Annotated in this window: 10 protein-coding genes; 5 read left to right on the forward strand and 5 right to left on the reverse strand. The window is 64.2% G+C overall.

Features of this window, described 5'->3' with window-relative positions:
• Positions 1-97 precede the first annotated feature (97 nt).
• Complete coding sequence (locus tag ACNQOP_RS12150) at positions 98-2,275, forward strand: transglycosylase domain-containing protein (protein ID WP_416404825.1); 2,178 nt, start codon at positions 98-100, stop codon at positions 2,273-2,275.
• Here the strand turns inward: ACNQOP_RS12150 and ACNQOP_RS12155 are convergent.
• From ACNQOP_RS12155 to ACNQOP_RS12175, 5 genes are all read right to left on the reverse strand, one after another.
• Positions 2,200-3,993, reverse strand: a complete 1,794-nt coding sequence (locus tag ACNQOP_RS12155; protein ID WP_416404582.1) for an FAD-dependent oxidoreductase — start codon at positions 3,991-3,993, stop codon at positions 2,200-2,202. The two genes, ACNQOP_RS12150 and ACNQOP_RS12155, sit on opposite strands and share 76 nt — an antisense overlap.
• Entirely contained in the window at positions 3,990-6,950 is a 2,961-nt protein-coding gene (locus tag ACNQOP_RS12160; protein WP_416404583.1) for an FAD-dependent oxidoreductase, read from the reverse strand. Before ACNQOP_RS12160 ends, ACNQOP_RS12155 begins: the two co-directional genes overlap by 4 nt.
• A gap of 2 nt (positions 6,951-6,952) precedes the next feature.
• Complete coding sequence (locus tag ACNQOP_RS12165; RefSeq protein ID WP_416404584.1) at positions 6,953-8,092, reverse strand: Gfo/Idh/MocA family protein; 1,140 nt, start codon at positions 8,090-8,092, stop codon at positions 6,953-6,955.
• A 192-nt stretch (positions 8,093-8,284) separates the two neighbouring features.
• Positions 8,285-9,673: an MFS transporter gene (locus ACNQOP_RS12170; RefSeq protein WP_416404585.1), complete on the reverse strand. Its 1,389-nt coding sequence runs from the start codon at positions 9,671-9,673 to the stop codon at positions 8,285-8,287.
• Positions 9,674-9,911: 238 nt separating this feature from the next.
• Positions 9,912-10,718, reverse strand: a complete 807-nt coding sequence (locus tag ACNQOP_RS12175) for an IclR family transcriptional regulator (protein ID WP_416404586.1) — start codon at positions 10,716-10,718, stop codon at positions 9,912-9,914.
• Positions 10,719-10,807: 89 nt separating this feature from the next.
• Here ACNQOP_RS12175 and ACNQOP_RS12180 point away from each other — a divergent pair, with 89 nt between their 5' ends.
• From ACNQOP_RS12180 to ACNQOP_RS12195, 4 genes are all read left to right on the forward strand, one after another.
• Positions 10,808-11,704, forward strand: coding sequence for a LysR family transcriptional regulator (locus tag ACNQOP_RS12180; RefSeq protein ID WP_416404587.1), 897 nt, complete (start codon positions 10,808-10,810; stop codon positions 11,702-11,704).
• A 124-nt stretch (positions 11,705-11,828) separates the two neighbouring features.
• Positions 11,829-12,158 carry a YciI family protein gene (locus tag ACNQOP_RS12185; RefSeq protein ID WP_416404588.1) on the forward strand — a complete coding sequence of 110 codons (330 nt, stop codon included), beginning with the start codon at positions 11,829-11,831 and terminating at the stop codon, positions 12,156-12,158.
• A gap of 9 nt (positions 12,159-12,167) precedes the next feature.
• Entirely contained in the window at positions 12,168-13,217 is a 1,050-nt protein-coding gene (locus ACNQOP_RS12190; RefSeq protein ID WP_416404589.1) for an alcohol dehydrogenase catalytic domain-containing protein, read from the forward strand.
• Complete coding sequence (locus ACNQOP_RS12195; protein WP_416404590.1) at positions 13,214-14,842, forward strand: FAD-dependent oxidoreductase; 1,629 nt, start codon at positions 13,214-13,216, stop codon at positions 14,840-14,842. Before ACNQOP_RS12190 ends, ACNQOP_RS12195 begins: the two co-directional genes overlap by 4 nt.
• Positions 14,843-15,183: the final 341 nt, after the last annotated feature.

Genomic DNA, 15,183 nt, shown 5'->3' on the forward strand with positions numbered 1-15,183 from the left:
AACCTTATTTAGGCTTCGACCCCATGGATCGGCGGCAGAGCCGGACGTATTCTGTACCTACTTTTCAGCCTCATATCCCTACGGAATGGCATCGAAAATGGCGCGGAACAAGGGTCGTAAGCCAGCTCTCGGGAGGGTCCTGCTCAGGATCTTCGGTTTCTTCTTTGTAAGTATCCTCTGCGGCGTGCTGATCTCCGGGTTCGTGGTGCCCGTAGTCGCCTTCACCAGCACCACAGTGGGCGGTTCCATCGGGTTCTATGAGAGCCTGCCCAGCGAACTCAACGTTGACTCGCCGTCCCTTTCCAGCACTGTTGTCACTGCCGACGGCCAACACATTGCCACCTTCTATGCCGAGAACCGGGTGAAGGTTCCGCTGGAGGAGATGTCACCCTTCATCCGTGAGGCTATCGTCGCCATTGAAGACAGCCGGTTCTACGAGCATCCGGGTGTGGACGCCCAAGGCATCATGCGGGCGCTGAGCTCCAACCTGACCAAGGGAACCAGGCAGGGCGCCTCCACGCTGACGCAGCAGTACGTGACGAATGTCCTCAACGAGTCGCGGCTCACTCAGGGACGTCCGGAGGATGTGGTCCTGAGCGGCGAAAAGACCATGGGAGACAAGCTCCGCGAGATCAAGCTGGCCCTGGAATTGGAAAAGCGGTTCAGCAAGGACCAAATCCTTGAGGGCTACCTGAACATTGTCTTCTTCAACCGGAACGCCTACGGCATCGAAGCGGCGTCGCGCTACTTCTTCAGTACGTCCGCCAAGGACCTGACCTTGCCGCAGGCCGCACTCCTGGCCGGCTTGGTGAACGGGCCCAGTGTCTACGATCCAACCGTTGCCCCGGACGCCGCAGTCGCCAGGCGAAACCTCGTGTTGGACAGGATGCTGGAGCAGGGCAAGATCACCGCCGTGGACCACGGTGTTGCAGTGGCGGCACCGTTGGAACTCAACATCACCCCGTCCATGCAGGGCTGCGCGGGGGCCACCATCGCCACGTATTTCTGCGACTACGTTTCGCATCTCATCCTCAACAACGACGCCTATGGCTCAACTTTGGAGGAACGCGAGCGGCTCCTATTCCGCGGCGGCCTCACCATCACCACCACGCTGGACAGCAGGCTCCAGGCCGCCGCGCAAAAACAGGTCGATGCCTCGGCAGGCGACAATCCTGACAAGTGGGGCGCGGCCATGACCACGGTGCAGCCCGGTACCGGCAAAATCCTTGCGATGGCGCAGAATACGGTGTTCGTCCCGGAGGAAGGGAAGTACGATACCCAGCTGAACTTCAACGTGGACGCCAAGGACGCGAACGGCTACGACCTCAACGGGGCCGGCGGCTTCCAACCCGGGTCCACCATGAAGCCGTTCATCTATGCCGAGTGGCTCAATGAGGGCAAGAATCCAACCGCGGTGGTGGATGCTTCCCGCCGGGTCTACCCGGTGGGCTTCCCGTGGCGTGACAGTTGCGGGAAAGTGATGGGTGGCTACAGCACGGCCCAGAAAGCGGCCAACCTGGGCGCCGACGACGACCTGCAAAACAACGACCCCGGCTACTACCGGCCCATGCCCATCAACTACGGGCTCTACAACTCGATCAATACGGCCACGTTCGCTACTGCCGCGCAACTGGATTTCTGCGGTATCCAGCGGATGGTGGACACCGTGGGCCTGCACAGCGGCCTGGACAACGCGCCGGTCAACATGCACCAGATCGGCAACCTGCTCGGTTCCATCGGCGTGGCGCCCGTGGTCCTGGCGAGTGCTTACGCCACCTTCGCCAACGACGGCACCTACTGCGCCCCCATCGCCATTACAGAAATCAAGGACGCCCAGGGGCGGCAATACGATGCCCAGCAACCCGAGTGCCGGGATGCCGTCAAACCTTCCGTTGCCCGCGGAGTCAACGCCGTGTTGCAGGACGTACTGAAGATGGGTTCCGGCGTCTACATCGAACCCAAGGTTCAGAACCAGGTCCCTGTCGCAGCAAAAACCGGAACCTCGAACAACAACGGAGCCACCTGGGTGGCCGGCTTCACCACGGCGCTCGCTACGGCGTCGTTCTTCGGGGATACCTCGGCGGGCCAGCAACGGGCGGGCCAAAACGTCACCATCAACGGCAAGTTCTACAGGTCGCTGGACGGCTACATGATCGCAGGTCCACAGTGGGCAAACTACATGATGGAAGCCACGGCGCTCTACCCCAGTGGTCCCTTCCCTGCACCGGCTCCCCCACCGGCTCCGGTCACCCCTGCACCTACTGCGCCGCGGTAGGTGTCCACGCCGGCGAGATCCCGCCCGGCGATGTAGCCGAACGTCAGCGCGGGACCGAGGTTGATGCCGCCCGCCGGGTAGTGGCCGCCCATGACGTTGGCTTGGTCATTGCCGGTGACGTATAAACCGGGGATGGGTTCGCCGTCGTGGTTGAGGGCGCGGCTGCGGCCGTCCGTCTCCACGCCAGCGAACGTGCCGAAGCTGCCCGGAACCACCCGCACGGCATAGAACGGGCCCTTCTCGATGGGACCCAACGACGGGTTGGGCTTGTTGCCGGCATCGCCGCCGTACCGGTTAAAAGCGGTCTCGCCCCGGCCGAAGTCGGGGTCGACGCCGGCACGCGCGTTGGCGTTGAATCTGGCCACTGTTCGACGTAGACCGGCGGGGTCTATGCCGCACTTCTCCGCCAGTTCTTCGATCGTCCTGCCCTTGATCAGGTATCCCGAGCGGAGGTACGGGAACAGAGGCACGGGCAAAGGTTTGGCCATGCCGAGCGGGAACCTGCGGACAAAGCGGCTGTCCGCGATCTGCCACGACTCCACGGTTTCGCCTTCAGGCGTTGCGGCCAGGAGCGCCTCGACGTAGTCGTAGTAGCCGTTGGCCTCGTTCACGAACCGCTGACCGTCCGCGCGGACACCGATGCTGCCCGGCTTGGCCCGGTCCATGATGTGCGGGAACACCCCCGTCCTGCCGTTGCGGTACGGCACCAGGGACACCGGGCACCACGCGGCAGGCGATTTCACCGCAGTCTTGAAGCTGGCCCCCACAGACTGGGCCAGGTTGATGCCGTCGCCGGTGGTCTCCCGTGGCGCAAGCGTCCAGTGCTCACGGCCCGTTGGGGTTTTGGGGAACAACTCTTTCCGTCGCTGCACATCGTTGGGGAACCCGCCGGACGCCAGCACGACGCCGCGGGCCGCGTTGATCTGCAGCTCACCTTCCAGTGAACGCACGACGGCGCCAGTCACCGTGCCGTCGTCGTCGCTGAGTAACGCTGTGGCTGGCGTGGAAACGCGGATGTCGACGCCGAGGTCATCAGCCGATTTCATGAGCCGGCCGGTAAGCGCTGTGCCGTTGACCAGTTGCATGTTGCGGCGGTGTGTCAGGAGGTCCAGGAGGTGGAAGCCGAAACGCCAGCCCGCGTGGAACAGTCCTTTGGGGTTTCCCTGTGATGCCGAGAGGAACTTGCCCAGGTCCGGACCGGCCATGATGCCCATGCCGAGGAACGATGTTTCATATAGTTGGTGGCGCATCATGGCTCGCACGGTGGGTTTGATGGCGCGGGCGTTCAGGGGTTTGGGCCCCACGGACCGGTTGCCGGTTCCTGCTCCGGGCAGCTTGCCGTAGATGTCGTTGATCTTGCTGCCGGGAACGAACTGCAGGGATGTTTTTTCGTGGAAGAAGCCCACCATGTCAGGGGCAGCGTTCAGGAAGGCATCCACTTTGTCGGCCTGATAGTCGTCCCCAAGGACCCCTTTGAGGTAGGTGCGGAAGGTGTCCATATCCTCGTTGACGCCTTCCTTCTTGGCGAGGGGATTGCCCGGTGCCCAGGCCCAGCCGCCGGACCAGGATGTTGCACCGCCGCACACGTCGGCTTTTTCCACCACGATGACTTTCAGCCCGTGATAGGCGGCCGTCACTGCCGCTGAAAGGCCTCCGGCCCCTGAGCCGATCACCAGGACGTCGCAGTCCACGGTGGGCAGAGGTTGCTTGGTGTTCATTTGGTGCTCCCGGTAAGTGCTGCGTTGTTGATTGTGAGGGTGGTGAGGACAGCTCCGGCTGCCGCTTTGAGGTGCTTGGCCCATCCGGATTCGCCCAGTGCCGCGACCCGGCTGTCCGATGGGGTTTCGACGCTGACCGGAGTGCCGGCAGGTAAGGCAGCTACGAGGGACGCAAGGTCGAATTCTCCTTCTCCCGGCACGCCGCGCTCGGAACGGGACTCCTTGATCAGTTCCTCCCTGGTGCTTGGCGGTGAGGAAGGTCCATCGCAAAGTTGGATCAAAGGAACAAGGTCCGCCGCGGCCACAAGCTGATCCAGTGAACCGCCGAAGCGGTTGACGTGGAGGGCGTCCACCACGATCTTGCAGCCCGCCCGGCGTGCCAGCGCTGCCGCCTGCGGTATGGAACGGACTGCCTGGTAAGCAATGGGTTCCAAGGTAGGCATGATGCCGTAGGCCTTGCCATCCAGGGTCATCTGGGCGAGGTGGTCCCCAAAGCGATCAAGGTCCGGGTCCGCGCATGCCACCGTCAGGGTCGAGGCACCCAAGGCTTGGCCGGCTTCCATCATCTGCAGCCACGCCTGGCGCTGATCGGTCCCGTTCTGCAACCCTGTTCCGTCCAAGAGCAGGAACTCGATGTCTTCAACCGTGATCCCTGTGTCAGCCATGCGGGCCAGGGTTTCCCGAAGCATGGGCGAGCCCGGCTGAAGGTCATAGGGCCGCTCGGAAGCAGTAACCGGCCGGACCCGTGCGCCAATGAAGTCGAATCCGGCCTTGGCTGCGATGGTCACCAGGTCCGGGGGCGCGGTGCCGACAAGGGAAAGCTGGGCCAATCCGAGCCGCCGGGGCTGACGCTCGCTCTGCTCTGCGCCGAATTCGCCGGAAGCGTGCGGCTTCGCTGGAGAGCTCCAGCGACTTGGCACCTTTCCGGCGAACTCGGCTCCCATGCCGCTTCCGGCCAACGTCGCTGCGATGCGCTGCGCGGCGTCGTACCCGCTCTTCACAGCGTTGGACACGATAGCCGGGGAGGTATCCACAACCGTCCCGGCCAGCGCGACCGGTACGGACGCAGCCAGGCTGAGCCCTGCTTCCCGTTCCTCGTGCGTGATGGAACCATCCAGCGGCAGCACGGAACGCGAAACCAGGAGATCGCCCGGAGCCTCAACCCACTGGTCCTCAACACCCGCTCGGCTAATTCGGACCCGGGAACCCTCATACTCCTCGATGGTGCTGGACAGGAAAATCCGCACCTTTGGGTTGGCCTTGAGCCGTGGCACGGCAAGGATCTTGGCACGGCGCCCCGACTCAGGAGCCAGCGCCGCCTGGGGGCCCACGATCAGCACGGCTGTGCCCAGGGACGCGAGGGTGTCCGCCACACTCATGGCCACGGAGTCCCCACCCCATATGGTCACGGCCTCGGGAACAGCAGCCGATGAATCGCCGTCCAGGATGTCCGGATGGGCGGACAGCCAGTCCCGCACATCGGACACCTGCGGCAAGTCGACCCCGATAAACCCTGGCGTCGGCCGCAGCCCACCGGTAGCAAGGACCACGGCATCGGCGCCGACCTCGCGGGCCAGCTTGCCTGCGTCGGAGGTGTCAACGCGGGCTCCCAAGCGGACCTCCACGCCCAGCCGCTCGTTTTCCGCACTGGACCAATCGGCAAAGCGATGAAAGTCCGGCGTCGATTTCATGCGCTCAGCCATGGCAAACTGGCCGCCTGGCCGCACGCCGTCGTCCATGAGCGTCACTCGGGCACCGGCTTCGGCGAGTTCGCGGGCGGCTGTGAGGCCAGCGGGTCCGGCCCCCACCACCAGCACCCTCGAGTCGGGACGGACAGCGGGAGTCGGAACTGGAACCCGTGAGCGTCCAACCTCAGGATTGACCGTACAGGTGACCTGGCCGAGCCCGAGGTTATCGATGCAGACGTTGCACGCGATGCAGGGCCGGTAGCGTTCGCCCCGAAGGACGCCGCCAACAAAGGCAGGGTCTGCATGGATGGCACGGGCCAGGCTCACGAAGTCGCAGGTGCCCTGAGACAGGACTTCCTCAATGATCTCCGGCGAATTCAAACGCCCAGCCATGCCCAGGGGAAGCCCGAACTGCCTGTATGCCTTGGCATAGTCGGCCAGGATCCCGGGCTTCCACTCCCCCGACTGCACGATCCATTGGCCGGCGTCGTAACTGCCGGCCGAGAGGTCCAGGAAGTCGAGTTTGTCAAGGTGGGCCTTGGCGATGATGGCTACTTGCTGCTCGGCGCTGATGCCGTCGGCCGGGCCTTCCACCACCGAAACCCGCATGCCCACGATCGTGTCCGGCACGGCCTCCCGCACAGCGTCGATCACGAGGTTCATGAAGAACCAGGGAGCTGCGAACTCGTCGGTCCGGTGGTTCGAAATGGGCGACATGAACTGGTGGATCAGGTACCCGTGCGCGCCGTGGAGGTTGATGACGTCAAACCCGGCGGCAACAGCACGGCGGGCCGCGGCCGCATATGCGGCCACAAGCTCGTAACACTCGGCAGCGGTGAGTTCGCGCGGAACCTCGCCTCCCGCCGTCGGGCATGGAACGGGCGACGGCGCGAGGTTCTTGAAACCGGAAACTGCGGCCTGCGCGGTGCGGCCGCCATGGTTAAGTTCGACGGCGGCGAGCGCACCCTCCGCGTGCAGGGCCTCAGTGAGCCGGCGAAGTCCGGGGATCATGTCATCGGTGTGCAGGCCAAGTTGGTGGGTGCGGCCCTTGCCGTCGGCCCGGACGTAGGTGGCCTCAGTGGTGACCATGCCCAGTCCGGCCTTGGCACGGGTGACCAGGTAGTCGATGTATTGCTCCGTGATGTAGCCGTCCGTGGTGCCGTAGTTGCGCTCCATGGGCGCGGAGGCCAGTCGGTTGCGGAGGGTCTTGGGGGTGCGGCCGTTGCGGCCAAGGGTCACGGGTGTTCCGGCAATTCGTGTCTGTGCCATGGTCAGCCAGCCACCTTCTGGAGGTCGCGGAGCCCGGGGATCGCCTGGTGTGCGGGGTGAACGGGTGCGAAGCGGACTGGTTGGCCGGTTCGTGAAGATTCGTACACGGCGAGGAGAATGCGGAGAGACTTCAACGCGTCCTTACCCGTGATGGCTGGTTCGGTGCCAGCCTCGAGTGCCTGGACGAAGTCCTGGACCTGGAGTTTGTGGAATGGGATCAGCTGGCCGTTGATGGCGGAGAGATCGACGTTCGGCTCCACGCCTTCCGGGTGGACAGGTTCGACGACGATCCGCTCGCCCACCGCCCACAGGTCCAACCGTCCGTGGCTGCCTTCCGGGAACTCCGTCAGGGAAGCCGAGGCACCTGTTTCGCCGGTGATACGGAGCTGGATCCCCAGGTTTGGCGATACTGCAGTGGAGGCCTCCAAGGTAGCCATGGCACCGGAGGTGAAGGTGATCACCGCCGTCGCGGAATCCTCTACCTCTATGTAGTCACCGTGGCGGTAGGTGTTGACCTTCCCATAGACCTCGGCCACGTCGCCCAGGTACCACTGGAGGAGGTCGATCTGGTGTACAGCCTGGGACATGAGGACCCCACCGCCGTCGCTGTCCCAGGTGCCTCGCCAGGCGTCGCGGTTGTAATAGTCCGGTGCCCGGTGAAGCATGACCGAGCATTGGGCCATGATTGCCCTACCCAACGTGCCGTCGTCGATGGCTGCACGGATCTTCTGCGACGCCGGCCAGAATCGGCGCTGGAACAGGACACCCAGTTGGACTCCTGCTTCCTCGCAGGCTGCGACCATGCGCTCGGCGGACTCCAGTCTGGTGGCGATGGGCTTCTCACAGAGGACGTTAACACCAGCGGCCGCGGCCTTCAGGACCACTTCCTCGTGCGTGGGGTGCGGCGTGCAGACGGAGATGATGTCCACCTCCAGCGCCAGGAGCTCATCCACGCTGGTGACCGCGTTGGGGATGTCCCAGGCTCTCGCTGTTGCCGCGGCGCGGTCTGCATCCACGTCGCAGACGCCGATCACCTGGACGTTGTCCAGGGCCTTGAAAGCCTCCAGGTGATTGCGGGAAATGGCGCCGCAACCCGCGATTCCAACGCGGAAGGTGCGGGTTGCCGGTGCTGGGGAAGTCATGGGGTATCCAACTTTCGGAACTGGGGTTGCTTGGATGGTTGAGCCCGGGTGCCGGGCCAGCGGGGGCGGGTGCCGGGCCAGCGGGCCCGGGGACGGGTGCCGGTGCCGGTGCCGGTGCCGGTGCCGGTGCCGGTGCCCAAGGCAAGGTGCCGGGCGGCTGGAAGGTGCCGCCCGGCGTCGTGCTTTGTTCGCTTACTTGCTTGCTTTGCTCGGTTTGCCGAGATCCCCAAGCGGAACGTTGTAGGTCTCGCGGGCCGTCATGATGGCGATGGCCGAGGCCGCCAGGCAGAGGATGGTGAAGCCCGCCACGGGCATCCAACCGTTCGGTCCGGGCTGGGCCAGCAGCGTAGCGATAGCGGGTGCGAAACCGGCCAGGATGAGGCCGATCTGGCTGCCGATTGCCATGCCGGAGTAGCGGACAGCGGCGGGGAACATTTCCGGGAAGAAGACCGTCCACACGCCGTTCCAGCAGGAATAGAAGACCGTCATGTTGAGGAAGCCGAACAGGAAGACCAAGGCGATGTTCTGCTCGCTAATGGCCCAGAAGTAGCCCACCGTGGTCAGTGCGCAGCCGAGGGCACCCACCAGCAGGACCTTCTTCCGGCCAATACGGTCGGAGATCATGGCTGAGATGGGGATGGTGACCATCGAAAGGCCGATCGTCACAGCGTTCACCGTAAGCATGAGCGTGCGGTCGATGCCCACGGCCGGTCCGGTTGCGTAGGCCAGTGCGTACACGGTGAAGGTGGTTTGCATGACAGAGAACAGCATCACCACGCCAACGCGCAGGACGTCGCGCCACTGGGTCTTGAGGACGGCGACGGCGGGGATGGCTTTGGGCTTGCTGGTCTCCACGATTTCTTCGAAGACGGGCGGCTCGTCCAAACGGGTCCGGATCCAGTACGCCACAGCCAGCACCACAACCGAGAGCCAGAACGGCACCCGCCAACCCCAACTGAGGAGCTGGTCTTCGGGCAGGGCTGCGAGCGGGATGAACACGATGGTGGACAACACCATTCCCGAGGCGTAGCCGGTCATCACGAAGCTGGTGAAGAAAGCCCTGCGGCCTTCCGGTGAGTGCTCCATGGTCAGGGTCGAGGCACCTGCGGACTCGGCACCGGCGGAGAAGCCCTGGGCAAGGCGGCCCACCAGCAACAGCGCTGTTGCCCAGTAGCCGATCTGCCCGTACGTGGGCAGGAACCCGATACCGATCGAGGCGAGGCCCATGATCACCAGCGTGACCATCAGCGCCTGCTTGCGTCCGATCTTGTCGCCGTAGTGGCTCATCACGAGCCCGCCCAGCGGCCGGGCAAGGTAGCCCACGCCGAACGTCGCCATGGCTCCGAGCAAGGCAACCACGGGGTCGCCTCCCGGGAAGAAGATCTTGGGGAAGATCAGCGCTGCGGCCGTGCCGTAGATGAAGAAGTCGTAGTACTCCAGGGTGGATCCCAGGAAGGAGGCAAGTGCCGCTTTCTTGGGCATTTTGACGTGTTCAACCGGCGCTGTTCCAAGCGGCGCGGTTCCAAGCGGTGCTGCCGGTTCGTTTACATCCGAGGGCGAGTGCTGCTGCACGTGTCCCATACTGTCTCCTCATTGAGTGCCGCGGGAAGTGGCACCGCCATGGTGCCTTGCCCGGCAAAGAATTAGATGAGGTCCGGATCGCCGGGTGCCGCTTTGTTGTGCAGCCCATCATGTTGCCGTTGATAACGGCTCCGGATGTATGCTCCAGATCACTGACGATTGTTCCTCTGGGATCGACTGTAGGACCCAGGTCACACCGCATGGACGAACTTCCCGTTGAACGGGACAAGCTCTTTGACTACGCGGAACCAGCCTGCGACAACCATGGCCGGGAGCCGTACGGTCGGCGCTCAGCGCCCATGGTTCTGGACAGGCCGCGGCCTGCGGCCACCAACACCGGCAGGATCAGCCCGGCATCTTCGTCGACAGAAGGCACGACGACGGATATGGCACCTATGACTGCCTGGCCCTGGCCAAACACAGGCACCGAAAAGGCGGTGTTTTCAGCCACCAGAACACCCACCAGACGGGCATAGCCGCGCTCGCGGATGAGGGCAAGGTTGCTCCTGAGACGGGCCGGATCTGTCTCAGTGGCGGGGGTAGTCTTCTCCAACTTCCCGGCGATGAACCGATCCTGGACCCAGCCTGGCATGTGCGCCATCATGGCCATTCCTGAGGACGTGGTATGGATGTCCAAGCGCCCGGCGACCTCGGCCAGGTTCATGACCGTCCCGTGCCGGTCCAACCGTTCCAGGTAGAGGACGCTGTTGGATTCGACATCCGGGATCGACAAGGACACATGTTCCCTGACGGCTGCATGGACACCTTCCAGGAACGGCAGTCCACGACGCCGGAACTCCTCAAGCGGATTGCTGCGGGATGCCAGCTCCCACATCTTCATGCCGACGCTGAATTCACCGGCCTCGTTTCGAACAAGGAGGCCATTGGATGCCAGGTCCATGGCAAGCCGGTGCACCGTGCTGCTGGACATCCCGGTGATCCGGACGAGTTCCTTGAGCGGTAGCCACGGCTGACCCTTGGAAAACGCATCCATGATCTTCACGACGCGCTCAATGACGGACTCCCCCGACGCCGAGTTAGCCATGGTGCCTCCGTTGAACCGTCCGGCTGCTTTCACCCGGAACCAGAACCCAATATAGCCTTGCACTGGATCCGTAAAACCTGGGAGGGACTGTGGAACTGCGGCAGATCGAGGCCTTCCTGGCTGTAGCCGAGGAACTGCACTTCGGCCGGGCGGCTGAGCGGCTCCGCATGGCACAATCACCACTGAGCCAGACCATCAAGAAGCTCGAGAAAGGCCTGGGCGCACCACTTTTTGAGCGGAACACCAGGTCCGTTACGCTGACCACTGCGGGTCACTCACTGCTCCCGCACGCCCGCAGGATCCTTGAAGAAGTAGATCTGGCGCGGAGGGCCGTAAATGCGGGCAACGGAACCGTCTACGGCAAGCTGGCCATCGGCTTCTCCGGTGCCCTGAACCACACCACGCTGCCCCCGCTGACCCGTGCCTTGCGCCAGGAGTATCCCCAACTCGATGTGACGCTGCACGGTGGATTGCTGACCCAGGAAGCTCTCCAGCAACTGGGTAACGGGGCGTTGGACCTTGCATTCATCGGCCTTCCCGTGGATGCCCCGTCCTTGGCCACCCGCCGCATAGCTACTGAGCGTTTGGGCGCCACCTTGCCCACAGACCACCCCCTTGCGGGTCGGTCGTCGGTTGACCTGCTGGACCTCGCGGGGGACCCCTTCATCACCATGCCGGCCGCGCAGGGGTCCACCCTGCGGGAAGTCACTTTTGCTGCCTGCGCTGCCGTAGGCTTCCGGCCAGGGATCAGCCAAGAGGTTGCGGATCCGTACACTGCGCTTTCCCTGGTGGCCAGTGGGGTGGGGATCAGCCTCATGCCGGAATCGATCGAGGGGATCATGCCGGCGGGGACAGTGTTCCTGCCGCTCGACGGCGACGACGTCCTGCTGTTCTCCGGGCTGGCGTGGAACCCGGGTGCCGTGGCCCCCGCGCTCCGGGCCGCCCTTCAGGTAGCCGAGAAAGTACTCCCCACACCCACGACCTGAGCTTGCCCCCATGCCGACTATGTGGGGATTTTACATAGTTCTTGACCAACTAAGTATTGGACAGGGCCTAATACGTTGCCCAACATTGAGGAAGCCCCATCAACTCAATGAAGAGGACACCCTCATGGCCACTTTTGCCGTCACCTACTCCTATTCCGATTCCACGTCCGCTGGCCGGGACGCTGTCCGGCCAGTCCACGTGGAGTTCCTCAAAGCCCAGTTCGACAACGGACGGCTCCTGAAAAGCGGGCCCTTCGGACCGGAAGAAGCTCCGGGCGCCCTCCTGATCATCGCGGGTGAGTCCAAGGCCGACGTCGAATCCCTCATGAACCGGGACCCTTTCCACGAAGCCGGTCTCATTGAAGAGCGCACGGTTCGGCAGTGGAACATCTTCTTCGGCGCCGACGCCGTACAGCCCGCTCAACCGACCGGCCAGACCGCTGGCCGGAACTGAGGTTCCCACATGCTGTCAGCAATCACCGTCTCCCGGGAAACGATTGAATTCCGGGAATCCGCCGAGCCCGCCCTGGAGCCCGGCCATGCCCTGGTGCGAGTCCACAACGTCACCCTCTGCGGCACCGATCTCCACATCTGGGAGGACGACTACCCCACGGAGTTGCCGCTGATCCAGGGGCACGAATTCTCCGGAATCGTCGAAGCCATTGCCACAGGGAACACCCAAGGCATCGCTGTGGGTGATCGAGTTGCCGTGAACCCCATCATCTCCTGCGGCCAGTGCCGCCCGTGCCTGAGCGGCCGGTACAACGTCTGCCGGAATGTCGGTTGCCTGGGCTGTTACTCCGATGGAGCGCTCACTGAACTGATCAGCGTCCCGCTGGGCAAACTCCACCCTGTTCCCGACGAGCTGCCGTTGGACATCGCAGCCATGGGCGAACCTGCTTCCATCGCCATGCAGGCGGTGAACCGAGGCAGGCCAGAAGCTGGGGAGACTGCGCTGGTGCTCGGAAGCGGGCCTATCGGTTTGCTGGCCACGCTCTACTTGACGGAATTGGGCGTCAAGGTGATCTGTGCCGATACCGAGCAGCACCGCTTGGACCTCGCTATCGACTTCGGGGCTGCAGACACCCTCCTGGTGACTCAAGGAATCGAGTTCCCGGACGCACATCAGGCTCAGCGCCTGGACGCACTAACCGACGGTTACGGGCCACAACTGGTCATGGAGGCAACGGGCGTTCCTTCATCGCTGGAGAACGCCATCAGGCTTGTTGCCAGCGCCGGGAGGATCGTCCAAGTGGGTATCTCGCCCCGGCAGGCCAACGTTTCCATGAAGGACATCCCCTATAAGGAACTGGACATCATGGGCAGCCGCATGAGCCTGAACCTCATTCCTGACGGCCTGGCATTGTTGTCACGCCATCCTGAACAAGCCCGGGCGCTCATGACGCACCGCTTCGCCTTCTCTGATCTCCAGCAGGCATTCCAGCTCATTCAGGGACGCACGGAAAAGATCGGCAAGATCCTCATCGGGATGCCGGCGGCTGGTGTCGCATGAGTACCCCTGTCCTCACCGAAACCAGCCAGCTCAACCCAAGTTACGACGTCGTGATTATGGGCAGTGGCGCGGCAGGGCTGGTCGCCGCCGTCCGCGCGGCCGACGCCGGACTGAGCGTCCTGGTGGTTGAAAAGGCTTCGCTCTTGGGCGGTACGACGGCGGCAGGCGGCGGCGTCATGTGGGCGCCCAACAATCACCTCGCCAGGGCGGCCGGGTACCAGGACAGCCGTGCCGACGGCGTTGCTTACCTCTCAGAGGCGGCTGGCCACGTGATGACGGCCGGGGAAATCGACTGGTACGTCTCCACTGCGCCGCGAGCCGTGGAGTTCCTCAACACGAACACCAGAGTCTCCATGGTTCCCATCGCCCGCCCCGATTACCACATGGAGTGGAAAGGTGCCGCGAACGGCGGCAGGGGCTTGGACAACAACGCGTTCGACCCCCAGGAGTACCCGGGCTTGGCGGAGCTGATCCGGCCGTCGTCGTACTTTCCGTTGCTCACCATGACCGAGCGGGACGAACTCAACGGCCGCGCAGCCGACCCTTCGCTCCTCGAGCACCGCGCCGCCACGGGCATCCGAACCATGGGCGGGGCACTGGTGGGAAGCCTGGTTGCGAGCGCCTTGGACCGCGGGGTCCACATCGTGGTGTCGTGCCCTGTGGAGGAGTTGTCGCGTGACGAGTCCGGGTGGCTGGTGACTCTTGGCGGTACCGCCGCCGGGGTGTCGGTGGCCGCGACCGCCGTCGTGCTTGCTTCCGGCGGCTTCGAATGGAACCCGCGGCTCCGTTCCGCTTTCCTGCCCTATCCCGTGACGCCGATCAGTGCCCCATCCAACGAGGGCGACGGCCTGCAGCTGGGACTGAAGGCGGGGGCGGCTGTGGAGGACATGTCGGCTGTGTGGGGTGTCCCGGTTATTTCGACGGCGGCCCATCAGTACGACGGCCGGCGTTCGGGCCGCATGGGGAACGTGGAAATGACGCTTCCGGGTTCCATCACTGTGAACAGCGACGGCCAACGCTTCGTCAACGAGGCCTTGAATTATCACGATGCCAGCCGGGTGTTCGCTTCCATTAATCCGCACACGGGCAGGCAGCAAAACAATCCCGCGTGGTTGGTGTTCGATGCGGACTATCTCGCCAAGTACCCGGTGGCGGGGTCTCTGCCCGGCGAACCCGCTGAATGGATGGTGTCCGCGCCGAGCCTTGAGCTGCTGGCCAGGGAGGTGGGCATCAATTCGGCCGGTCTGGAGTCGACGGTTGCTCGGTTCAACGCCGACGCGGCCGTGGGCGTGGACACGGAGTTTGGGCGGGGTGCGACACCGCAGGACCGCTTCCTGGGCGATGCCGGCAACACGCCCAACCCTTGCTTGGCACCCCTGGTCACTGCCCCGTTCTACGCCGTGCCCATCCACGCCGGGGTGCTGGGTACCTCGGGCGGGCTGGCCACGGACTTCGACGGGCGTGTGCTGGACCATCGGCAGCAAGCCATTCCGGGGCTCTACGCTGCGGGCAACGTCTCGGCCGGTGTCTTCCGGAACAACTATCCGGGCGGTGGGGCAACCCTGGGCTCTGCGATCACGCGGGCCTTCGCGGTTGGGGAAGATCTCGCGGCCCGGCTCGCGTAGCCGCACCTTGGGGGGACACAAACGCTCGACGGCGACTACCGCCGTCGGGCGTTTGCGTTGCCAGGCCCGCTCTACGCGGCAACCCATGGCCCAAGCCCGCAAAGCAGGCCCCACAACACACCACCCCACCATGCGAGGCCCGCTCTACGCGGCAACCCATGGCCCAAGCCCGCAAAGCAGGCCCCACAACACACCACCCCACCATGCGAGGCCCACTCTGCCCGGCAACCCATGGCCCAAGCCCGCAAAGCAGGCCCCACAACACACCCACCCCACCATGCGAGGCCCACTCTGCGCGGCAACCCATGGCCGAGGCACGCAAAGCAGGCCCCACAACGGGG

This window comes from Arthrobacter sp. LFS091 (assembly GCF_047977885.1).
Classification (GTDB): Bacteria; Actinomycetota; Actinomycetes; order Actinomycetales; family Micrococcaceae; genus Arthrobacter.